At 58.8% G+C, this 22,651-nt stretch carries 22 protein-coding genes; 8 read left to right on the top strand and 14 right to left on the bottom strand.

Features of this window, described 5'->3' with window-relative positions:
• Positions 1-42: 42 nt before the first annotated feature.
• From msrQ to mrcB, 9 genes are all read right to left on the bottom strand, one after another.
• Positions 43-663 (bottom strand): protein-methionine-sulfoxide reductase heme-binding subunit MsrQ, encoded by a 621-nt coding sequence (msrQ, locus tag M5B43_RS15150; RefSeq protein ID WP_248750861.1) that lies wholly within the window; start codon positions 661-663, stop codon positions 43-45.
• Positions 663-1,676 (bottom strand): protein-methionine-sulfoxide reductase catalytic subunit MsrP, encoded by a 1,014-nt coding sequence (msrP, locus tag M5B43_RS15145; protein WP_248750860.1) that lies wholly within the window; start codon positions 1,674-1,676, stop codon positions 663-665. The genes msrQ and msrP overlap by 1 nt, the downstream gene beginning before the upstream one ends.
• Before the next feature lie 63 nt (positions 1,677-1,739).
• Positions 1,740-2,597: a CDP-diacylglycerol--serine O-phosphatidyltransferase gene (gene pssA / locus M5B43_RS15140; protein WP_248750859.1), complete on the bottom strand. Its 858-nt coding sequence runs from the start codon at positions 2,595-2,597 to the stop codon at positions 1,740-1,742.
• Positions 2,598-2,741: 144 nt separating this feature from the next.
• A complete protein-coding gene (ilvC, locus tag M5B43_RS15135) occupies positions 2,742-3,758 on the bottom strand; it encodes a ketol-acid reductoisomerase (protein ID WP_248750858.1) in 1,017 nt (338 codons plus the stop codon).
• Positions 3,759-3,805: 47 nt separating this feature from the next.
• Entirely contained in the window at positions 3,806-4,297 is a 492-nt protein-coding gene (gene ilvN / locus M5B43_RS15130; RefSeq protein ID WP_003176102.1) for an acetolactate synthase small subunit, read from the bottom strand.
• A gap of 2 nt (positions 4,298-4,299) precedes the next feature.
• Positions 4,300-6,024 (bottom strand): acetolactate synthase 3 large subunit, encoded by a 1,725-nt coding sequence (locus M5B43_RS15125; protein WP_248750857.1) that lies wholly within the window; start codon positions 6,022-6,024, stop codon positions 4,300-4,302.
• 430 nt (positions 6,025-6,454) lie between these two features.
• Positions 6,455-6,784, bottom strand: coding sequence for a YqcC family protein (locus M5B43_RS15120; RefSeq protein WP_248750856.1), 330 nt, complete (start codon positions 6,782-6,784; stop codon positions 6,455-6,457).
• The gene (locus tag M5B43_RS15115; RefSeq protein WP_248750855.1) at positions 6,784-7,518 is read right to left on the bottom strand and encodes a hypothetical protein; all 735 of its coding nucleotides are present in this window, start codon (positions 7,516-7,518) and stop codon (positions 6,784-6,786) included. The genes M5B43_RS15120 and M5B43_RS15115 overlap by 1 nt, the downstream gene beginning before the upstream one ends.
• A 16-nt stretch (positions 7,519-7,534) precedes the next feature.
• The gene (gene mrcB, locus M5B43_RS15110) at positions 7,535-9,859 is read right to left on the bottom strand and encodes a penicillin-binding protein 1B (protein WP_248750854.1); all 2,325 of its coding nucleotides are present in this window, start codon (positions 9,857-9,859) and stop codon (positions 7,535-7,537) included.
• Positions 9,860-9,977: 118 nt separating this feature from the next.
• Here mrcB and M5B43_RS15105 point away from each other — a divergent pair, with 118 nt between their 5' ends.
• The 3 genes from M5B43_RS15105 to M5B43_RS15095 all read left to right on the top strand — a co-directional run bounded on the left by M5B43_RS15105 (position 9,978) and on the right by M5B43_RS15095 (position 12,446).
• A complete protein-coding gene (locus tag M5B43_RS15105) occupies positions 9,978-11,534 on the top strand; it encodes a bifunctional aminoglycoside phosphotransferase/ATP-binding protein (RefSeq protein WP_248750853.1) in 1,557 nt (518 codons plus the stop codon).
• A 92-nt stretch (positions 11,535-11,626) separates the two neighbouring features.
• The gene (locus tag M5B43_RS15100) at positions 11,627-11,971 is read left to right on the top strand and encodes a pentapeptide repeat-containing protein (RefSeq protein WP_248750852.1); all 345 of its coding nucleotides are present in this window, start codon (positions 11,627-11,629) and stop codon (positions 11,969-11,971) included.
• Positions 11,972-12,173: 202 nt separating this feature from the next.
• Complete coding sequence (locus tag M5B43_RS15095; protein ID WP_138813831.1) at positions 12,174-12,446, top strand: TfoX/Sxy family protein; 273 nt, start codon at positions 12,174-12,176, stop codon at positions 12,444-12,446.
• A 243-nt stretch (positions 12,447-12,689) separates the two neighbouring features.
• Here M5B43_RS15095 and M5B43_RS15090 read toward each other — a convergent pair whose 3' ends face one another.
• From M5B43_RS15090 to M5B43_RS15080, 3 genes are read right to left on the bottom strand one after another with little or no spacing between them, the layout of a single operon-like run.
• Positions 12,690-13,457, bottom strand: coding sequence for a heme ABC transporter ATP-binding protein (locus tag M5B43_RS15090; protein WP_248750851.1), 768 nt, complete (start codon positions 13,455-13,457; stop codon positions 12,690-12,692).
• The gene (locus M5B43_RS15085; protein ID WP_248750850.1) at positions 13,457-14,494 is read right to left on the bottom strand and encodes an iron ABC transporter permease; all 1,038 of its coding nucleotides are present in this window, start codon (positions 14,492-14,494) and stop codon (positions 13,457-13,459) included. The genes M5B43_RS15090 and M5B43_RS15085 overlap by 1 nt, the downstream gene beginning before the upstream one ends.
• Positions 14,491-15,369, bottom strand: a complete 879-nt coding sequence (locus M5B43_RS15080) for an ABC transporter substrate-binding protein (protein WP_248750849.1) — start codon at positions 15,367-15,369, stop codon at positions 14,491-14,493. Before M5B43_RS15080 ends, M5B43_RS15085 begins: the two co-directional genes overlap by 4 nt.
• Positions 15,370-15,525: 156 nt before the next feature.
• Between M5B43_RS15080 and M5B43_RS15075 the strand changes: the two genes are divergently transcribed.
• The gene (locus M5B43_RS15075; RefSeq protein ID WP_248750848.1) at positions 15,526-15,843 is read left to right on the top strand and encodes a Rieske 2Fe-2S domain-containing protein; all 318 of its coding nucleotides are present in this window, start codon (positions 15,526-15,528) and stop codon (positions 15,841-15,843) included.
• Here M5B43_RS15075 and sfsA read toward each other — a convergent pair.
• Together sfsA and M5B43_RS15065 are read right to left on the bottom strand one after the other, a co-directional pair.
• Positions 15,840-16,553, bottom strand: a complete 714-nt coding sequence (sfsA, locus tag M5B43_RS15070) for a DNA/RNA nuclease SfsA (protein ID WP_248750847.1) — start codon at positions 16,551-16,553, stop codon at positions 15,840-15,842. The genes M5B43_RS15075 and sfsA overlap by 4 nt on opposite strands.
• Positions 16,553-17,725, bottom strand: coding sequence for a pyridoxal phosphate-dependent aminotransferase (locus M5B43_RS15065; protein ID WP_248750846.1), 1,173 nt, complete (start codon positions 17,723-17,725; stop codon positions 16,553-16,555). Before M5B43_RS15065 ends, sfsA begins: the two co-directional genes overlap by 1 nt.
• A 321-nt stretch (positions 17,726-18,046) precedes the next feature.
• On the opposite strand from M5B43_RS15065, the gene dksA reads away from it, so the two are divergent.
• The 4 genes from dksA (at position 18,047) to M5B43_RS15045 (ending at position 22,631) form a co-directional block, all read left to right on the top strand.
• Positions 18,047-18,481, top strand: coding sequence for an RNA polymerase-binding protein DksA (dksA, locus tag M5B43_RS15060; RefSeq protein ID WP_005791430.1), 435 nt, complete (start codon positions 18,047-18,049; stop codon positions 18,479-18,481).
• Positions 18,482-18,566: 85 nt separating this feature from the next.
• The gene (gene gluQRS, locus M5B43_RS15055; protein ID WP_248750845.1) at positions 18,567-19,454 is read left to right on the top strand and encodes a tRNA glutamyl-Q(34) synthetase GluQRS; all 888 of its coding nucleotides are present in this window, start codon (positions 18,567-18,569) and stop codon (positions 19,452-19,454) included.
• A gap of 62 nt (positions 19,455-19,516) precedes the next feature.
• Complete coding sequence (locus M5B43_RS15050; protein ID WP_003176118.1) at positions 19,517-19,693, top strand: hypothetical protein; 177 nt, start codon at positions 19,517-19,519, stop codon at positions 19,691-19,693.
• On the top strand, positions 19,677-22,631 hold the full coding sequence (locus M5B43_RS15045; RefSeq protein ID WP_248750844.1) for a sensor histidine kinase: 2,955 nt from the start codon (positions 19,677-19,679) through the stop codon (positions 22,629-22,631). Before M5B43_RS15050 ends, M5B43_RS15045 begins: the two co-directional genes overlap by 17 nt.
• The last annotated feature ends 20 nt before the right edge of the window (positions 22,632-22,651 follow it).

Raw genomic sequence — 22,651 nt, 5'->3', positions numbered from 1 at the left:
TCGTCAAATTATAGGCTTCCAGAATCTGTCGTCAAGCCTTAATTACGCTTTTGTTGCAAAAGGGGCTTTTTTCGCAATAAGACGGGGGATCCGACGCATCACCGCAGGCACCCGCAGCACCAGAAGCAATGCACCTATAGATGCATAGATAGCCCACTCCTTGAGGTCAGCACGCACAATCCACAGCATATGCAGTAACCCGAGCCCAAGAATCACATACACCAGGCGATGTAATTTCTTCCATCGACTGCCCAATTGGCGCTGGCTATAACGATTCGACGTCACGGCCAACACCAACAGAGACAGAAACCCCAGAGCGCCCACAATGATGTACGGCCGCTTACGCAATTCCACCCCCAGCTGCGACCAATCGAGCCCAAGGATAAACACGCAATAAGCCGCCAGATGCAGCACAACATAGGCAAAGCACCACAACCCCAACTGCCGACGTACCGCTATCCACCCCGCCCAACCGCTCAACTTCTGTAGCGGTGTCATACCCAGCGTGATCAACAAAAGAATCAAGGTGCCCAAACCCAGGCGATCAACCAGCACTTTTCCTGGATCAGGCCCCAAGGCAAAACTCCATGCATCATATAGCCAGAGCAAAGGCCATACCGCGGCAGCTATAAAGACGCCGATGCGCCAGATCGGATAGCGCATTAGTAGTTCTTCCGCAGGTCGAGCCCCGTATATAGAGAGGCGACTTCATCCGAGTAGCCATTGAACATCTGTGTCTCACGTACATTCGGACTGAACAGGCCACTCGGCAGACGACGTTCCCGTGCTTGCGTCCACCGCGGATGATCAACGGTTGGGTTCACATTCGCATAGAACCCATACTCATTGGCCGCAATACTCTGCCAAGTGGTTTTCGGTTGCTCGCTCACAAGGCTGATCCGAACGATGGACTTCACACTCTTGAAGCCATACTTCCACGGCACCACTAAGCGCAACGGTGCGCCGTTCTGATTTGGCAGCTCCCGCCCATACATGCCAACGGCAAGGATCGCCAGCGGATTCATCGCCTCATCCAGGCGCAACCCCTCGACATAAGGCCAGTCGATCAAAGCGAAACTTGAGCGTTGCCCAGGCATGCTTTTGGGATCCTGAAGCGTTTCAAAACGGATGTACTTCGCTTTGGAGGTTGGCTCGACCTGCTTGAGCAAGGCCGAGATAGGGAAGCCTATCCACGGAATAACCATCGACCACGCTTCGACACAGCGCAGACGATAAATCCGTTCTTCCAATTCATAGGGTTTCATGAAGTCTTCCAAGGCATAGCGCCCAGGCTTCGCCACCTCACCATCGATCACAACACTCCAAGGCTCAGTCTTGAGTGAACCGGCATTTGCCGCCGGGTCCCCCTTATCTGTGCCGAACTCATAGAAGTTGTTGTAGTGGGTTGCATCCTTGAACGGGGTGATAGCTTCGTCTCTGACGGTCACCGCCTGCCATTTCGTGCCAGGGAGTTTCTCGGCAAACCAACCGGGTGCCCTGCCCGGCTCGACATCGGCATAACGCACAGCATCATCCGCACTGGCCCAGCGCGGCAAGCTACTGGCGGCAATACCGACAAGCGCACCACCGAGCAAACTGCGGCGAGACAAATAGAGGGATTCGGGCGTGACATCCGCTTCGCGACAACCGGACGCTTTGGGGATCTTGATTAACATGGCAACTCCGCAGCATTGGAGGACTGATGCACCAATAGACTGCGGAGTATGGGGGAAATTACATTAAGGCAATGTTTTGTCGCGGCGCAGATGCAGCAGGTACTGAATCGGCCCTGAAGCTGCGTAGACGAGGAACGCCAGTAGCAGAATACGCGGCGGATCACTGAATACCACTGCAAACACCAGCACCACCACAAGGATCGCTACGAAAGGCACCCGCCCCTTGAGGTCGAACTCCTTGAAGCTGTTGTACTTGATATTGCTGACCATCAGCATCCCAGCCGCCGCAACCATCAAGGCCACCAGGAACGACATCTTCGAACCCTGGATGCCGTAGTCACTGAACGCCCAGACGATTCCCGCGACGACACCGGCAGCAGCAGGGCTTGCCAGACCGATGAAGTAACGCTTGTCGGCAGTCCCCACTTGGGTATTGAAGCGTGCCAGACGCAGCGCAGCACCGGCGACATAGATGAAGGCAACCATCCAGCCAACCTTGCCCATGTCACCCAATGCCCAGGCAAACGCCAGCAAAGCAGGCGCGACACCAAAGGCAACCATGTCCGACAACGAGTCGTACTCGGCGCCAAAGGCACTCTGGGTATTGGTCATCCGCGCCACGCGCCCGTCAAGACCGTCGAGCACCATGGCCACGAAAATCGCGATGGCAGCAAAACCGAAATACTTACTGGCACTCGCGGCATCACCTGCAGCCAGCGCGCTCTGGGCACTCATGGAGTTGATAATGGAATAGAAGCCAGCAAACAGGTTCGCCGTAGTAAACAGGTTGGGCAGAAGATAGATGCCACGATGCCGGACCTTGCGACCTTCCGCGTCATGCCCTTCTTCGACATGTTCATCGATCGGCAGCAGGCTATCGGCGTCAGAAGCCTGGTTTGGCTCTTCGGGACGTTCGCTCATGGACTTTACCTTGCAACGGTGTGAAAAAATTCGACAAATACTTGCGGCGAGTGTTCGCCCGCAAACGATGCAGCTTTATACCAGAACCCGGCCCTCAAACGAAAAAACGCGGCCTAAGCCGCGTTTTCCCTTGATACGTACGACTTAGTTTTTGGCTTTGTCGACGATCTTGTTGGCACCGATCCACGGCATCATGGAGCGCAGCTGCTCGCCGATGACTTCGATACCGTGAGCGGCGTTGTTACGACGCTTGGCGGTCATCGAAGGGTAGCCGGTTGCGCCTTCGCTGATGAACATTTTGGCGTATTCGCCGTCCTGAATACGTTTCAGGGCGTTGCGCATAGCCTGACGGGACTCGGCGTTGATCACTTCCGGCCCCGTCACGTACTCGCCGTATTCGGCGTTGTTGGAGATCGAGTAGTTCATGTTGGCGATACCGCCTTCGTACATGAGGTCAACGATCAGCTTCAGTTCGTGCAGGCATTCGAAGTAGGCCATTTCCGGCGCGTAGCCAGCTTCAACCAGGGTTTCGAAACCGGCCTTGACCAGCTCAACGGTACCGCCGCACAAAACGGCTTGTTCGCCGAACAGGTCGGTTTCGGTCTCGTCCTTGAAGGTGGTTTCGATGATGCCGGTACGACCGCCACCCACACCAGCGGCGTAGGACAGCGCAACGTTTTTGGCGTTGCCCGATGCGTCCTGGTAGATCGCGATCAGGTCAGGGATACCGCCGCCTTTGACGAACTCGGAACGCACGGTGTGGCCCGGTGCTTTCGGCGCGATCATGATCACGTCGAGGTCAGCACGTGGCACAACCTGGTTGTAGTGGATCGCGAAGCCGTGGGAGAAGGCCAGGGTAGCGCCCTTCTTGATGTTCGGCTCGATTTCGTTCTTGTACAGCGCGGACTGGAACTCATCCGGGGTCAGGATCATGACCAGGTCGGCAGCCGCTACGGCGGAAGCAACGTCGGTCACTTTCAGGCCGTGGGCTTGCGCCTTGGCAACAGTAGCCGAACCTTTGCGCAGGCCAACGGTGACGTCCACGCCGGAATCTTTCAGGTTGCACGCTTGGGCGTGGCCCTGGGAACCGTAGCCGATGATGGCGACTTTCTTGCCCTGGATGATCGACAGGTCACAATCTTTATCGTAATAAACTTTCATGAGGTTCCTCTATATATCCAGGCCGTAAGGCCATTCGCTAATTTGGGTTAGATGCTGAGTACTTTGTCGCCACGGGCAATCCCGGTGACACCACTGCGTACGGTTTCCAGAATCGAGGCCGTCCCGATCGACTGGATGAAGCTGTCCAGCTTGTCGCTTGTACCGGTCAGTTGAACGGTATAAACGCTGGCGCTCACATCGACGATCTGCCCGCGATAAATATCGGTAGTCCGTTTGATCTCGGCACGTTGGGCACCCGTAGCCTTGACCTTGACCAGCATCAGCTCACGCTCGATGTGGGCACTTTCCGACAAGTCGACCAGCTTGACCACTTCGATCAGCTTGTTGAGGTTCTTGGTGATCTGCTCGATCACCTCATCGTGGCCCACGGTGGTCAACGTCAGGCGCGACAAAGTCGGGTCTTCGGTCGGGGCCACGGTCAGGCTTTCGATGTTGTAGTTGCGTTGCGAAAACAGGCCGACAACACGAGACAGAGCGCCGGGTTCGTTCTCCAGAAGCAGGGAGATAATATGCCGCATGATTAAGTACGCTCCGTCTTGTTCAGCCACATATCGCGCATAGAGCCGTCTTTGATCTGCATCGGGTAGACGTGCTCGCTGGTATCCACCTGAATATCGAGGAACACCAGGCGGTCCTTCATGGCGAACGCTTCTTCCATCTTCGGCTTCAGATCTTTCAGATCAGTGATGCGAATGCCAACGTGGCCATAGGCTTCAACCAACTTGATGAAATCCGGCAACGATTCCATGTAGGAATGGGAGTGACGGCTACCGTAACTCATGTCCTGCCACTGACGAACCATGCCCAGCACGCCGTTGTTCAAGCAGACAATCTTCACTGGAAGACCGTACTGCAGGCACGTCGACAGTTCCTGGATGTTCATCTGGATGCTGCCCTCACCGGTGACGCACGCGACGTCGCTGTCCGGGAAGCTCAGCTTCACACCCATGGCCGCAGGAAAACCAAAGCCCATCGTGCCCAGGCCACCGGAGTTGATCCAGCGGTTAGGCTTGTCGAACTTGTAGTACTGCGCGGCGAACATCTGGTGCTGGCCCACATCGGAGGTCACAAAGGCGTCGCCCTTGGTCACTTCGCAGAGGGTCTCGATCACGGTTTGTGGCTTGATGATGCTGCCGTCGCCCTTGTCGTAAGGGAACAGGCCACGGTCACCGCGCCATTCGTCGATCTGCTTCCACCAGCTGGCAACGGATTCCTTGTTCGGCGTCTCGCCGATGTCCTTGAGCGCAGCAACCATTTCGGTCAACACGCTTTCTACAGGACCCACGATCGGCACGTCGGCCTTGATGGTCTTGGAGATAGACGCCGGGTCGATGTCGATGTGGATGATCTTGGCGTTCGGGCAGAATTTGCTCGCGCCGTTGATCACACGGTCATCGAAACGCGCACCCACCGCCAGGATCACGTCGGCGTGATGCATGGCCAAGTTGGCGGTGTAGCTGCCGTGCATACCGAGCATGCCGACAAACTGGCGGTCCGTACCCGGGAATGCGCCGAGGCCCATCAAGGTGTTGGTTACCGGCAGATTGAGCAGCTTGGCCAGTTCGGTCAGGGGGGCGGAACCGCCGCCCAGAATCACGCCGCCACCCGAGTACAGCACGGGACGCTTGGCCGCCAGGAGCATTTCTGCCGCCTTGCGGATTTGCCCCGAGTGCCCACGGACGGCCGGGCTGTAGGAACGCAGCTTGGCTTTCTTCGGGAAAACGTATTCGAATTTTTCAGCCGGGTTGGTCATGTCTTTCGGGATATCGACGACCACAGGGCCCGGACGACCGGACTGTGCGAGGTAGAACGCCTTCTTCATGACTTCCGGGATTTCCGACGCATGCTTGATCATGAAGCTGTGCTTCACGATCGGCCGGGAGATACCGATCATGTCGGTTTCCTGGAACGCATCGGTCCCCACCATGGTGCTTGGCACCTGGCCGGAAATGATCACCATCGGAATGGAGTCCATATAAGCAGTCGCGATGCCGGTAATGGCATTCGTTGCGCCTGGGCCGGACGTTACCAGTACCACACCGGCTTTACCGGTGGCACGGGCATAACCGTCAGCCATATGGGTCGCGGCCTGCTCATGGCGAACCAGGATGTGGGTAACAGCCGGTTCCTTGAACAGTGCGTCGTAGACATGCAGCAGAGCACCACCTGGGTACCCGTAGATATAGTCGACGCCTTCGTCACGCAAAAAGCGGACGAGCATCTCACCGCCAGATAAAAGCTCCACGTTGTTCACCTCTAAAACGCCAGAATACCGTCCGTTGAAACCGACGGGTCTTAATAGGTTTACTTCTCAACAGAGCATGAGCGACGGTGGTCGCCGACTACGTCAGCACTGACTGAGCAAGTATTGGGATCGTCCCAAGTGTTGCGGGCTTTTCCCACCCAGCGCGAGGTAACGCGTTGCGGGTGTTACAGGTCGGCGCGGATGTGCGCCTCATGATCTGCTGAGCGGGCCTGCTTCTGGCAGTCCCGATACAGCGGACTTTGGATTCTTCTGTTTCAGCCCCTTCAAGTCAAGCAATAATTGCGCTTTTTTCCAACTAAGCGCATGCGAACGCAGAAGAAAAGGGTTTGAGGAGGGATAAAACTCGCCTGAATGTCGTCAAGCGGTAGAAATATGCGCAAGACTGCCGAAAAACCCGGCAGTCAGGCAATTAACGAGCGTCGACGATCAGTTGGTCGAACTTTTTCAGCGCATTACGCAAGCCAAGGCTTTCCAGCGGACGGTCGGCGTAGACCATCTCGGCCATTTCAAGGATGCCCGAAGCATTCGGCAATGGCAGGTCCTGCTCCAGGATCTGCTTCATGCGGACAAGGAAGACCCATTGCAACCACTGGTGGAAGTCCAGGGTATCGACCGAAAAGGGCTCCACGCTGCTAAGCGCTACGGCGCCAGGGGACACTTCGTCCCACCAGCCCTGCACGCGCAATTCGCGCTCGATCAGCAATAATTGTTCGGCAATCGCGGGAAAACGCTCATCCATCAGAGGCTGACCTTGGCTTTTTGCCGAGCCTGGGCGGCACCCGCAGCGTCACCTTGGGCGGCGCGCGCATCGCCAATCAAGGCCCACAGGTTGGCTTGCAGGTCGGGACGGCCATTGGCTAGCGTCAGGCCACGGCGGGCGAATTGCTCCGCTTGCGGCGCGTCCCCCTGGGCCATGCGTACCTGGGCCAGGCGATACAGCACTTGCGGCTCACGAGGCGCCACGCGCTGGGCACGCTCGAGACTCGACGAGGCGCCGTTCAAGTCGCCCCCCGCTTGCTGCTGCTGAGCCGTAGTGAGCAAAGCCAGTACCGGGCCGTCCAGTTGCTCATCCGCGGATAGGCCACCTGCGTTGGACGACGACGGAATACCGCTCGGCGTCGACGGCATGTTGTAGGCGCCCTGGTTGATCGGCGCCGTTTGAATCGGCGTGGAATCGATCGGCCCCGATGTGCTTGGCCCGGGGGTCCAAGGTTCGGCACTGATTGGCGCCGAGGTCGCGGCACCGCTGCCTGGGACCATGACAACCACGCCCGAGTCCTGCGGCACGGCTCGGGTCGCGGTTTGGGCAGGACGCTTGACCACGGTCTGACGGAAGCCGCCATTAGCCGAAATGCGGTCGTTATTAGAGACGCTTGTGCTCGAGTCCACTACGGGAATAGAACCGCGCTGAACACTGGAGCAACCGCTCAGCAAAGCCAGAGCTGTAATAGCTGGAATCCACAACTTGTTCACTTGAAACCCTCTTTGCTTAATTCATCCAGCCCTTGACCCAATCCATCACCGACTCTGCATCAGCAGGGGCACTGCCACCGCACGCGGCGCCGGGTGGTGGTTCGCTGCCGCGAATATACGGCATCTGCACCGCGCCCGGACAGTTGGCATCGGAGCCCTGGCCGGTATGGGGATCAATCCAGGCCTGCACGATATTGTCGGGCTGCGGCATATTGAGCGGCAACGGATCAGCCTTGCGCATGAAGCTGGTCCAGACCTGCAACGCTCCCGTCGCGCCGGTAAACGGTGTCTTGCCGTTGTCGTCACGCCCCAGCCACACCACGGCCAGGACATCCTGACCGAAGCCTGCGAACCAACTGTCACGCGAGTCGTTACTGGTACCGGTCTTGCCCGCCAGTGTCAGGTTCGCCGGCAGCACGCTGTAGACCGAACGCCCTGTACCTTCGCGCATCACGCGCTGCATGGCGTTCTGGATCAGGTAGATGGAGCCCGCGTCGAAGCGTTGCTGAATCTGGAACGGGTAACGCTTGAGCGGTTCGCCATCGGCGGTCAGCACGCTGCGAATGCCGCGCATGGGTGTATTGAAACCACCATTGGCCAGGGTCTGGTACATAGTGGCCACTTCCATCGGAGTCATGGCCCCCGCCCCCAGCAGCATCGATGGGAAGGCAGGGAACTCACGCGTGATGCCCAGGCGCCCCAGGGTTTTCAACACATTCGGTACGCCCACTTCGAGGCCGAGACGCGAGGTGGAGATATTGTAGGAATGCGCCAGACCTTGGTACAGGAACACCGTCCCATGGGAGCGACGATCAAAGTTCTGCGGTGTCCATACCTGCCCATCGGCCCCCTTGACCGACAGTGGGTCATCCGACAACCAACTGGTCAGGGTGTATTTGCTCGGCTTTTCCAAGGCGGTCAGGTAAACCGCCGGCTTGACCAGCGAGCCGATCGGACGCACAGCGTCGAGGGCACGGTTGAAACCGGCAAAGCTGGCCTGGCGACTGCCGATCATGGCCTGGACTTCACCGGTTTCCGGGTTGGTCACGACCATGGCGGCCTCTACTTCATCCGAGCCTTTGCGGCCAGTCAGACGCTTGAAGGTGTCGTTGACCGACGCTTCAGCCTTCATATGCAGAATCGGATCAAAGCTGGTGAAGATCCGCAGACCTTCCTCGGTCAAGTCTTCATCGCGATAATCTTCCCGCAACTGGCGCTTGACCAGGTCAATAAAGCCGGGGAATGAGCTATCAGCCAATTTGCCACGGGTTGTCACACCCAACGGCATTTTTTTCGCGGCAGCGACCTGTTCCGGGGTGGCAACGCCCTGCTGCTCCAGCACATCAAGCACCAGGTTGCGGCGCTCGAGCGCACGCTCCGGGTTGCGACGCGGGTTGTAATAGGACGGTCCCTTGACCATCCCCACCAACAATGCAACTTGATGCAACTTCAACTCGGACAACGGCTGCCCAAAGAAGAACTGGCTGGCCAAGCCAAACCCGTGCACCGCGCGCTGGCCATCCTGACCAACGAAGACTTCGTTCAGATACGCTTCGAGGATTTCCTGCTTGCTGTAATGCAGCTCCAGCAACATCGCCATCATGGCTTCGGTGAGCTTACGGGTCAGGCTGCGCTCGTTGGTCAGGTAAAAATTCTTGACCAGTTGCTGCGTCAGCGTACTGCCGCCCTGGGTCATCTTGCCGCCGGAAGTGTTGACCCAAATAGCGCGAGCAATCGACTTAGGCGAAACGCCCCAGTGGCTGTAGAAATCGCGGTCTTCTACAGCAACCAGGGTTTCCAGCAGATACGGCGGTACCTGATCAAGCTTGATCAGGATGCGATCTTCCAGGTTCTTCGGGTAGATGCCGCCAATCAGCAACGGCTCAAGGCGCACCACAGGCAGTTTGGAGCCATTGAGCGACGACAGCTCGGCTACGTAGTCGCCGGAGAAGCGCACACGCACCGGCTGTGCTTTCTCCAGGCCTTCATAGAACTGGAAGCCACGGGTGTTCAGGTCGACGGTATTGCCGCTGACAGCCGCGGCACCCGGGCCATTGCTCACAGGTTCGCGACGATAGCCCAGAGCATCGAGTTCAGTAAGGAAGTCTTCCTTGCTCAGCTTCTGGCCGGTGAACAACTCCAGTGGGCGGGCATACACCTTGGCTGGAATGGTCCAGCGCTTGCCGGAGAATTTTTCCTGGACCACGGCGTCGAGGTACACGGCAAAGCCGGCGAGCACCACAAGGCCGACCAGGCCGAGCTTGAGCGCCCAGCCCAGCCACGGCCGCATGCCGCGCGAAGGAGGTTTTTTACGAGAACGGGGAGATCGGGTTCGAGTCATGGCGGCGGATTATACGCACTTTATTGATGATCAACATGAGCCGGACAGCGGTTTGCACAGCAGGCGTCAGCAGCCATAATGCCCGTCATGATTTCCCCCAGACTTTGAAGGATCGCCCGTGAGCCAGTCCCTGATTGCCGCCCTGCAAAACCCGGCTTTGTACCCTCATCCGGTTGAAGCGTTTCAAGTCATCGAGACCCATATTTCCTGGGTCATCCTGACGGGCCCCTACGCTTATAAATTGAAGAAACCGATGAACTTCGGTTTTCTGGACTTCACCAACCTGAATGATCGTGGCCATTTCTGCCGCGAAGAACTACGCCTCAACCAGCGCCTGACCGAAGATTTGTATCTTGAAGTGTTGCCAATCACCGGCACTGCCGAAGCGCCGCAATTGGGTGGCGACGGCCCGGTCATCGAATACGCGCTGAAAATGCGCCAGTTCCCGCAAAGCCAAATGCTCAGCACCTTGCAAGCCAACGGCGAACTGACCAGCGCGCACATCGATGAAATGGCCAAGCAGATCGCCCATTTCCACCTCACCGCCCCGAAAGTCCCCCAGGCTCACCCGGCGGGCACCCCGGAAGAGGTGATGGCGCCGGTACGGCAGAACTTCGATCAGATTCGCCCATTCCTCAGCGACAAGGCTGACCTGGTACAACTTGAAGCCTTGCAAGCCTGGGCCGAAAGCAGCTTCGAACGCCTCAAGCCGCTGCTGGAGCAGCGCAAGCTCAATGGGTTTACCCGTGAATGCCACGGTGATATCCACCTGGGCAACGCCACCCTGATTGATGGCCGCGTAGTGATCTTCGACTGCATCGAGTTCAACGAGCCTTTTCGCTTCACCGACGTGTACGCAGATACCGGCTTCCTGGCTATGGACCTGGAAGATCGCGGCCTGAAATGCCTTGCACGCCGCTTTATCAGCCAGTACCTGGAACTGACCGGCGACTATCAGGGCCTGGAAGTGCTGAACTTCTATAAAGCCTACCGTGCGCTAGTCCGAGCGAAGGTGGCGCTTTTCAGCCTGCCGAGCGAGGCGAGCCCAGTGCAACGCGCCACTACCCTGCGCCAGTACCGCAATTACGCCAACCTGGCGGAAAGCTACAGCACCATTCCGTCGCGTTTCCTGGCGATTACCCATGGTGTTTCAGCCGTAGGCAAAAGCCATGTGGCCATGCGCCTGGTAGAAGCCTTGGGCGCTGTTCGACTGCGTTCGGATGTGGAGCGCAAGCGCTTGTTTGGCGAACAGCACGTAGAGAACACGCCACAGGCAGGTATCTATAGTCATGATGCCAGCGCCGCGACCTACGCACGATTGAACGAAATTGCCGAGACTGTGCTGCGTGCCGGCTACCCGGTGGTGCTGGATGCCACCTTCTTGAAACGCGAACAGCGCGACGCGGCAGCCCAGGTCGCCGAAGCTACAGGCGCGCCGTTCCTGATCCTCGACTGCAACGCGCCTCAAGCCGTCATCGCCAGTTGGCTGGCACAACGTCAGACAGGTAAAGACGATCCGTCCGACGCAACACTCGCCGTAATCGAAGAGCAACAAGCCAATCGTGATTCACTGACCGCCGAAGAGCTGCTGCTGAGCAAACGCGTGGAAACCAATGAAAGCGGGACGCTCGACACCCTGGTCGCGCAGATTCGCCAACGCCTACCCGGCCTGTAAGAAATATTTCTTGGTCGTGTCGTCTGGTTGGGCGCGCGACCCAAGAATAGTGGCACTATAATGGCGTCATAATTCCAACAGGAGTCGCCATTATGAGTCAGCCCAAGCTTCTTGATACCCCGCTCTACGCGCTCCTGCACAAGGACGACATCCGCGGGTTCAACCAGGAACGCCCTAAAGACGGCGTTATCGACATGCGCAGTGGCGACTTTCGAGGGTTGGATCTACGTGACTTGAACGCCACGGGCATTGACTTCACTGACGCCTATTTCCGTTCTGCCGACCTGCGCGGCCTGGATTTACGCGACAGCTCACTGGAAGGCGCCAGCCTCGCCCACGCGCAGATCTCTGGCACTTACTTCCCACCCGAACTGACCGCCGACGAGATCCTGATGTCGGTCAACTTCGGTACGCGCCTGCGCTACCGCACCAAATAACCCTGCACCTTGAGCCCCGGCTACGCCTTAAGCGTACCGGGTGCTTCGCCTATATGTCGTTAAACCGATGACGTCATTCTTATAAGCTTTTCAGCCGTTCCTGGCCAAAGAACCACGCTTTTCCTACTGAGCGCTACACTCTTTTTCAGGCTTGCCTGGTCACGATACCCACCGCACCATTCGGCCGTCGCAAGGAGGCTTGATGAACGATGAGCTGCAACACCTGAAAAACCTTGGCAAGACGTCGGCGCAGTGGCTGCACGCGGTGGGCATCCACAGCGCGTCCGACTTGCGCCGGCTGGGGGCGGTCGATGCCTACCGAGCCGTGCGAACTCGCGGGTTTCGAGCATCGAAAGTACTGCTGTATGCCATTGAAGGCGCATTGATGGATGTTCACTGGAACGACATTCCTACGGAGCGCAAGGAGGCGCTGAACCGCCAGTTGGAGGCCATTTCAGCGCGGCAGAAGAATTAGATCTGGCGATAAGACCCAATGTTTACGGGCACTACAAAGACGTGACTGAGGAAATTTGAAGAGTGTCCTAAAACAAGTGTTGACTCTCAAATGAGAATCGTTATGATTATCACAACTGATCGCGAGATCAGCCGATAACTGAAAGACCATTGGTTCGGACTCTCAGATTATCTCCTCATCAGGCTAATCACGGTTATTTGACCCGGCTCTTGCCGGGTCTTTTTTTATCTGCAAATAAATGGCTCAGCGTGCAATGATCAGCGGATGACCACGCTCCGGATGCGGCTGCACCAGCACATCCAAACCAAAGACCGCCTTGAGCGGCTCAGGCTGCAGTACCTTTGAAGGGGTATCCAATGCATGAGGACGCCCACCTTCCAACAGCAGGATCCGGTCGCAGTAACGAGCCGCGAGGTTCAAGTCATGAAGGATCACCAACACCGCAGCCCCTCGATCGGCAAAGCTGCGGATCGCCTGCAAGGTCGTGTGTTGATGCAGAGGGTCCAGCATCGATGTCGGCTCATCCAAGAGCAACGTCTGCCCCGCCTCACCCGGCCATAACTGCGCCAGCACTCGCGCCAGGTGCACACGTTGGCGCTCGCCACCTGACAAGGCCAGGTAACTACGACCACTCAGATGCCCTACATCGGCTGCTTGCAGCGCCGCGCTGATAATCTCATCGTCACGCACGCGTCCGGTTTGATGGGGCAAGCGCCCCATACCGACGACCTCTTCGACACGGAATGCAAAATCCAAGGTTGAGGTTTGTGGCAACACCGCCAGACGCCGTGCTCGTTGGGGCCCACCCAAGTGCTTCAACTCTTGCTGATCCAGCCATACGTTGCCCTGATCGGGCGGCAATTCACCGCACAACGCGCCAAGCAAGGTACTTTTGCCAGCACCATTAGGCCCCAGCACGCCCAGCACCTCGCCTGGCAACAGATCCACGGTAATGTCCGCCAGCACGGTCTTACGCCCGCGACGGATTTGCAACCCTTCCACCCGCAGCATCAGGCGCGCCCTCGCAGTAACAAATAGAGGAAAAATGGCGCGCCAATAAACGCCGTGACGATACCGATGGGTAGTTCCGCCGGCGCCAACGCCAAGCGCGCCACCAAGTCTGCGAACAACAGCAAACTCGCTCCCGCCAGCACCGAGGCAGGTAACAACACCCTGTGGTCCGGCCCCGCCAGCAGCCGCACCAAGTGCGGCACCACCAATCCGACAAAGCCAATCATTCCCGCCGCAGCCACCGCCGCGCCAACACCTAAGGCCGTGCAAAAGACCAGCTCACGCTTGAGCCCTTCAACCTCAATGCCCAGATGATTGGCCTCGGACTCCCCCAGCAACAGCGCATTCAGGGCCTTCGCCCGACGCGGCAACCACAGCGCCACGCCCGCGCTCACCAACAGCAAGGGCCACAAACGCGAATAGCTCGCACCATTGAGGCTACCCAGGTTCCAGAATGTCAGGGTGCGCAAGGTGGCGTCATCGGCCAGGTAGGTAAACAGTCCTACCATCGAACTAGCGAGTGCCGTAAGGGCGATACCGGCGAGCAGCATCGTCGCGACATTGGTCTGCCCATTGCGACGCCCCAGCCGATAAACCAGCGCCGTGACGCCCAAGCCACCTAAAAATGCGCACAGCGACAATAGATAAGGCCCGAATGCCTCCGGCAGCCCGCCAAAAAATGAGCCGCCGACAATCGCCACGGCCGCCCCCAACGCAGCACCACTGGACACCCCGACCAACCCAGGATCGGCCAGCGGGTTGCGAAACAGACCCTGCATCGCCACGCCCGACAATGCCAGGACACCGCCGACCGCCAACCCCAACAAAGTGCGTGGCAGGCGAATCTGCCCCAGGATCAATTCAGCCTGCTCCAAACCCGCCGCCTCAATCGGCACCCCCATCAACCTTAAAGCGGCCTTGAGCGTGTCCATCAACGGCAGGCTGACCGGGCCCAGCGCCAATGAGAGCCAGATCGCCAATACACACAACAGCGACAGTCCGATAAACAGCGTTTTCGGTTTAACCAAAGTCGTCATGGAGCAGATTTAGCCTGGGAGGGGTAGAACCCGGCAGCCAGCTTCGCCAGGCTTTGTGGCAAACGCGGCCCAAGCCCACCGACCAGAAGGGTCGGGTCCAGCTCAAATACGCGACCCGCCTTGGCGGCAGGCGTCGACGCCAGGATCGGGTTTTCCTTGAACAGCGCCGCACGTGCCGCGTCGCCACTGAGGGCGCGATCAGCAAACACCAGCACATCAGGACTCAACCCGGCGAGTGACTCCACTGAAAACGGCTTGTAACCATTGTGGGTCGCCAAGTTATGCCCGCCCGCCTGCTGCACTATCCAATCGGCCGCCGTGTCCTTGCCCGCGATCAACGGCTTGCCACCCGCATGGCCGAGCAACAGCAACACACCCGGTGCCTTTTGCGTCGCCTGCGCTTTGGCCACCCAGGCTTTCTGCTGGTCCAGCGCCTGCTCATATCCGGCAAACAACTCGCCAGCCTTGGCCTCGCTGCCCAGCAACGTGCCCAGGTGTAGAAGGTTGCCTTTCAAAGTCGGTAAATTCGGCTCGGCCGAGAATATGTCCACCTCCACGCCGGCACTGCGAATCTGCGCCAGCACTGGGGGCGGCCCCATTTCCTCAGTGCCCACGAGGATTTGCGGGCGCAAACTAAGAATGCCTTCAGCCGACAGCTGCCGCTGATAGCCAATGCTCGGCAGCGCCTTGAGCGACTGCGGATGCTGGCTGGTGGTGTCGACCCCCACCAGTTTCGACTCTCCCCCCAAGGCCGTCACCCACTCCGATAATGCCCCACCGGCACTGACCCAGCGTTGAGGCAGTTCAGAGGCTTGAGCCCCGTGGTTGACCAGCAGTCCGACAACAAGCGCAATAGCGCTGGTACTCAGGCGCATAACAGGGTTTCCTTCCTAGGGCAGGGCCTCTCAAGCACTCATCGATGTGACAGATCAGCACTGCTTGGCATCGTATTGAGCACCCAGTCAGCTGACGGGCGAAACAAGCATTTGATAATTGTTTGCATTTGAACGTCAAGGCACTTAAGGATTGAAATGAAGTTTCTCTGCCCCTCCAATACCCTAGGGCCCAACAGCAGCCTCGGTTTTGATATCAATGGTTGCAAGCTGTTGGCCGTGCGCCGGGACGGTATTGCCTACTTCTATGTCAACCGCTGCCCTCATCGTGGCATCCCACTGGAATGGCAACCCGATCACTTCCTGGACGCCAGCGCCAGCCTGATCCAATGCGCTACCCATGGCGCGCTGTTTCTGATCGAGAGCGGCGAATGTATCGCCGGCCCATGCGCCGGCCAAAGCCTCACCGCCCTGCCCGGCCGCGAAGACGAACAGGGCCTTTGGGTAGCACTCTAGTCGCCCAGCAGCACATCCAACCGGCGCTCGACGTAAATTTCTTCGGGTGTAACCCGCACACCGTAAGCCAACACCTCGACACCAGCAGCCTTGGCCTCAAGCAACGCCGCGGCATAACCGGCGTCAATCTCCACGGCTGGGCGAACCGCATCGATTCCCGACAGGTTGACACAATACAACTGCACCGCCCGCACACCTTCGCGAGCCAGGTGGGCCAGCTCCCGCAGGTGCTTGGCACCGCGCTGGGTCACCGCATCGGGGAAAGCCGCCACAGAGGTGCCATCAAAGCCCAAAGTGACGCTTTTGACCTCGACATAGGCCAGCCCCTGTGGGTAATCCAGGCGAAAATCGATCCGGCTTTTCTCCTGGCCGTAAGGCACTTCACGCTTCAACGCTGTAAAGCCGTTGAGCTCAGCGATCACCCCGGCATGCAACGCTTCCTCGACCAACTGATTGGCGCGCGCCGTGTTGACACACGCCAGCCGCCCCTGCGGCGTCTCGGCGATTTCCCAAGTACCCGGCAACTTGCGCTTGGGGTCATCCGAACGGCTGAACCAGACCTGGCCGCCCTCCACCATGCAATTGAGCATCGAACCCGTGTTCGGGCAGTGAATAGTGAGTAACTCGCCGGTAACGGTTTCGATATCGGTGAGAAAGCGTTTGTAGCGGCGAATCAGCCGCCCTGCTTCCAGGGGAGGATGAAAACGCATCAGCCTTGCCAGCTCTGCAAGCCGCGAGCAATCCGCTCCACCGCTTCTTGTAGTCGATCAAGGTTTTGCGTGTAGGCAAAGCGCACATGGTGGCCCGCTTGATAACGGCCGAAATCCAGCCCAGGCGTAAAGGCCACATGTTCGGTTTCGAGGAAGTGACGGCAAAACGCGAAGGCATCACCACCGAACGCGCTGATATCAGCATATAAGTAGAACGCCCCTTCCGGCTCGACAGCGATACCGAACCCCAACTCGCGCAATGCTGGCAGCAGGAAATCACGACGGCGGCCGAACTCGGCGCGGCGCTCTTCCAGAATGCTCAGGGTTTGCGGGGTGAAACAGGCCAATGCGGCGTACTGAGCCATGCTCGGCGCACTGATGTAGAGATTTTGCGCCAACTTCTCCAACTCACCGACCGCATCAGGTGGCGCCACCAGCCAGCCCAGGCGCCAGCCGGTCATGCCGAAATACTTCGAAAAACTATTCAGGACAAAGGCGTCATCGTCGACTTCCAGCACGCTGGCAGCGTCGGCGCCATAGGTGAGGCCGTGATAGATCTCATCCACCACCAAATGACCGTTACGCACCTTGATAGCACTGGACAATCCCGCCAATTCATCCCGTGTGAGAATGGTACCGGTGGGGTTGGCAGGCGACGCGACCAACGCGCCTACGCTGTCCTGGTCCCAATGCTTGGCGACCAGATCGGCGGTCAACTGGTAGCGGACTTCCGGGCCGACCGGCACCAACTGCGCCGCACCTTCCACCAGCCGCAGGAAATGACGATTGCAGGGGTAACCCGGGTCTGCCAGCAGCCAATGCTTGCCCGGATCGACCAGCAAGCTGCTGGCCAGCAGCAAGGCACCAGAGCCACCCGGGGTGATCAGGATTCGCTGCGGATCGACGTTCAAACCGTAACGTTGCTGGTAGAAACCGCTGATGGCCTCGCGCAACTCCGGCAACCCACGGGCGGCGGTGTAGCGCGTCTTGCCGTTGGCCAACGCGGCCTGGCCAGCCTGGATGATCGGTTCGGCGGTGGTGAAGTCCGGCTCGCCGATTTCCAAATGGATCACATCATGGCCGGCAGCCTGCAGCTCATTAGCCCGCGCCAGCAACGCCATGACATGAAAAGGTTCGATGGCGCGACTGCGCGCACTGTAGGGCTGAGCCATTAGCCTTCCTTAAACGGTGAGGACAAAATCTGGATTCTACCGAACCCTCGCGGTAAAACATGCTCTATTGCCTGCTCGGTCGCCCGTGAGGAACCCAGCAAGCGCTTGTAAAACGACTAAAATCAACATTCGAGGCAAGACATACCCAACCATGGCGGGCTGCCGCTGTTTGCAACCCCGTCATCATGGGCCTCGACAACCGGGAGTGGCGCACCCCGAATCTATCTGGTAAGTTCGCCCGCTTGCAGCCGCAGGGCCGGCAGGTGTCGGTGACGTTGCAATCCTGCGCAATGGATTAGAAGAGTGAGAGGCGGTCTATTCATGTCCACCCAAGCAAAGCAACAGAGCATCAGCGGCTTCCAACCCTACGTTGAATCGAAGGGTGAGGAATACATGGGCAAGCCCATGCGCGAGCACTTCTCCAAAATCCTGAAGCAGTGGAAGCAGGACTTGATGCAGGAAGTCGACCGCACGGTTGACCATATGAAGGACGAAGCAGCCAACTTCCCTGACCCGGCAGACCGTGCCAGCCAGGAAGAGGAATTCGCCCTCGAACTGCGTGCCCGTGATCGCGAGCGCAAGCTGATCAAGAAAATCGACAAGACCCTGCAATTGATCGAAGACGAAGAGTATGGCTGGTGCGAATCCTGCGGCGTCGAGATCGGTATTCGCCGCCTGGAAGCCCGCCCTACTGCGGACTTGTGCGTAGACTGCAAGACCTTGGCCGAAATCAAGGAAAAACAGGTCGGCAAGTAATCCTTGCCGAGCTGAACGAATGGGGCGTGCAGACGCCCCATTTTTGTTTCTGGCGTTTGCCGGTTTTGCAGTAGTATCCGGCCCCATGACAGCCTCTACCTATATTGGGCGTTTCGCCCCCACACCCAGTGGCCACTTGCACTTCGGCTCCCTGGTTGCCGCCCTCGCTTCCTACCTCGATGCCCGCGCCCACCACGGCCGTTGGTTGATGCGCATGGAAGACCTGGACCCTCCCCGTGAAGAACCTGGCGCCCAGGCCGCGATCCTCCATGCCCTGGAAAGCTATGGCTTTGAATGGGACGGGGAGTTGGTCAGGCAGAGCGAACGGCATGACGCCTACGCCAAAGTGCTGAACGACCTGTTTAACCACGGCCTGGCCTACGCCTGCACCTGCTCGCGCAAGCAACTGGAGCCCTACAACGGGATTTACCCGGGCTTGTGCCGTAACGCCGGACATGCGCAGCAAGACGCCGCCATCCGTCTTCGCGTACCCGAGCTGGAATACCACTTTACCGACCGCGTACAGGGCGAGTTCCGACAGCATCTGGGCCGCGATTCAGGCGACTTCATCATCCGCCGCCGCGACGGTCTCTACGCCTACCAATTGGCAGTGGTACTCGACGATGCCTGGCAAGGGGTTACCGATATCGTGCGCGGCGCCGACCTGCTGGACTCCACACCACGCCAACTGTATCTGCAAGAGTTACTGGGCTTGCGCCAGCCTCGCTACCTGCATGTGCCGTTGATCGTGCAGCCGGACGGTAACAAGTTGGGCAAATCCTACCGCTCGCCGCCGTTGACGAAAGGCCAAGCCACGCCTTTGCTGTTAAGAGCATTGCGTGCCCTCGGCCAGCAACCGGGCGATGAGCTGCTTCACGCCAGCCCACGGGAACTGCTGGATTGGGGCATCCAGCACTGGGATGCGCTGCAGATCCCACGCACACTCACGCTGGCTGAAGCGCAATTGAGCTGAAGGCGCTTGCAGCTTGCCAGCCATCCGTTACCATCGCCGCAGTTTTTCAATCAGAGGCCAACATGTACATCTATCGATTGGTCCTGCTGCTGGTCGTCGGGATCTACCTGTTTTCCCCCGCCATCATGGATTGGTGGATCGACGCCACGGGCGCCTGGTACCGCCCTTATCTGCTGTGGCTGATCCTGATCGTCGTGACCTTCATCCTGCAGAGCCAAAAAGATGCCGATGAGCTTTAGCCTCACCCAGATGCTGCTGATCAGCGCCGCCTACCTGGCTGCGTTGTTCGGCGTCGCCTGGATCAGTGAGCGCGGAATGATTCCGCGGGCGATCATTCGCCATCCGTTGACCTACACGTTGTCCCTGGGGGTGTACGCCAGTGCCTGGGCGTTCTATGGCACGGTGGGCCTGGCCTATCAGTATGGCTATGGCTTCCTCTCCAGCTACCTCGGAGTGTCCGGTGCGTTCCTGCTGGCACCCGTGTTGCTGTACCCGATCCTGAAAATCACCCGCACCTATCAGTTGTCGTCCCTGGCGGACCTGTTTGCCTTTCGCTTTCGCAGCACCTGGGCCGGCGCGCTGACCACGATTTTCATGTTGATCGGTGTGCTGCCGCTACTGGCCCTGCAGATCCAGGCGGTTGCAGACTCCATCAGCATCCTGACCCGCGAGCCCGTGCAGCATCGCGTCGCCCTGGCCTTCTGCGCACTGATCACGCTGTTCACGATTTTCTTCGGTTCACGCCATATCGCTACCCGTGAGAAACACGAGGGCCTGGTGTTTGCGATTGCCTTCGAGTCAGTCATCAAGCTGATCGCCATCGGCGGCGTCGGCCTTTATGCGCTCTACGGTGTGTTCGACGGCCCGCAACAGTTGGAACTGTGGTTGCTGCAAAACCAGACCGCCCTCGCCGCCCTGCATACGCCATTGCAAGAGGGGCCGTGGCGTACGCTGCTGCTGGTGTTCTTCGCTTCGGCAATCGTAATGCCGCACATGTATCACATGACGTTCACCGAGAACCTCAACCCACGCTCGCTGGTCAGCGCCAGTTGGGGCCTGCCGTTGTTCTTGCTGTTGATGAGCCTGGCCGTGCCGTTGATCCTCTGGGCCGGCCTGAAACTGGGCGCCACCACCAACCCCGAATACTTCACCCTTGGTGTCGGCATTGCCGCCAATAACCCTGCCTTGGCACTGCTCGCCTACGTCGGGGGGCTGTCGGCGGCCAGTGGCTTGATCATCGTCACCACCCTGGCACTCTCGGGCATGGCACTCAATCACCTGGTGCTGCCGCTTTACCAGCCCCCCGCAGAAGGCAATATCTACCGTTGGCTGAAATGGACACGCCGCGCACTGATCGTGGCGATCATCATGGCCGGTTACGGTTTTTATCTGCTGTTGGGCACCGGACAGGACCTGGCCAATCTCGGCATCGTGGCGTTTGTCGCGACCTTGCAGTTTTTGCCGGGCGTGTTGTCGGTACTGTATTGGCCGACGGCCAACCGCCGCGGCTTTATCGCCGGGCTGCTGGCAGGCATTCTGGTATGGCTGGTGACGATGCTGCTGCCACTGGTCGGTAATCTGCAGGGTTTCTACATCCCCTTGCTGAACATGATTTACGTGCTGGACGACACCAGTTGGCACATGGCGGCGATTGCGTCCTTGGCCGCCAACGTACTGATGTTCACCCTGATCTCGCTGTTTACCAACGCAAGCCCTGAGGAAACCAGCGCCGCCGAAGCCTGCGCGGTAGATAACGTGCGCCGCCCGCAACGCCGTGAGCTGCATGCGGCCTCCCCTCAGGAGTTCGCCACGCAACTGGCCAAACCTCTCGGTGCCAAGGCCGCACAAAAGGAAGTCGAGCAAGCATTGCGCGACCTCTACCTGCCGTTTGACGAGCGCCGCCCCTATGCACTGCGCCGCTTGCGCGACCGTATCGAGGCCAACCTGTCAGGGTTGATGGGCCCCAGCGTTTCCCAGGACATGGTGGAAACCTTCCTGCCCTACAAGGCGGGTGGCGAGAACTATGTCACCGAAGACATCCACTTCATCGAAAGCCGGCTGGAGGATTACCACTCGCGCCTCACCGGCTTGGCCGCCGAACTCGATGCCCTGCGCCGTTACCATCGCCAGACCCTGCAGGAACTGCCAATGGGCGTGTGCTCCCTGGCCAAGGACCAAGAGATCCTGATGTGGAACAAGGCCATGGAAGAACTCACCGGGATTGCCGCGCAGCGCGTGGTGGGTTCGCGCCTGAACACCCTGGGCGACCCATGGAAAGAATTGCTGCAGGGGTTTATCAACCTGCCCGACGAACATTTGCACAAGCAGCACCTGGCCCTCGACGGCCAGACCCGCTGGCTCAACCTGCACAAGGCGGCCATCGACGAACCTCTGGCCCCCGGCAACAGTGGCCTGGTGCTGTTGGTGGAAGACCTGACCGAAACCCAGATGCTCGAAGACAAGCTGGTGCACTCCGAGCGCTTGGCCAGTATTGGCCGCCTGGCGGCCGGCGTAGCCCATGAAATCGGCAACCCGATCACCGGTATCGCCTGCCTGGCGCAGAACCTTCGCGAAGAGCGCGAAGAAGACGGCGAAATCACCGAGATCAGCGGGCAGATCCTCGAACAAACCAAGCGCGTATCGCGCATCGTGCAGTCGCTGATGAGCTTCGCCCATGCCGGCGCGCACCAGAATCACGACGAAGCGGTATGCCTGGCAGAAGTCGCGCAAGATGCAATCGGGCTACTGGCCTTGAACCGGCGCAATTTCGAAGTACAGTTCTTCAACCTGTGCGACCCGGATCACTGGGTCGACGGCGACTCCCAACGCCTGGCGCAGGTGCTGATCAACCTGCTGTCCAACGCCCGCGACGCCTCCCCGCCGCACAGCGCTGTACGCGTCAAGAGCGAGGCTTTCGAGCACACGATCGACCTGATCGTGGAAGACGAAGGCAGCGGCATTCCACAGAACATCAAGGACCGATTGTTCGAACCCTTCTTCACCACCAAGGATCCAGGTGAAGGTACCGGTCTGGGCCTTGCACTGGTCTATTCCATCGTTGAAGAGCATTATGGACAAATCACCATCGACAGCCCGGCTGACATCGAAAGCCAACGCGGCACCCGTATTCGGGTGACCTTGCCGCGTCATGTCGAAGCGACGTCCGCTGTGAACTGAGACCGTCGAGAGAATTGAAT

Origin of the sequence: Pseudomonas sp. MWU15-20650 (assembly GCF_023242475.1) — a bacterium.
Taxonomy (GTDB): Bacteria; Pseudomonadota; Gammaproteobacteria; order Pseudomonadales; family Pseudomonadaceae; genus Aquipseudomonas.
Note: the sequence above shows the minus strand (reverse complement) of the source record. Positions and strands in the feature narration are given on the sequence as shown.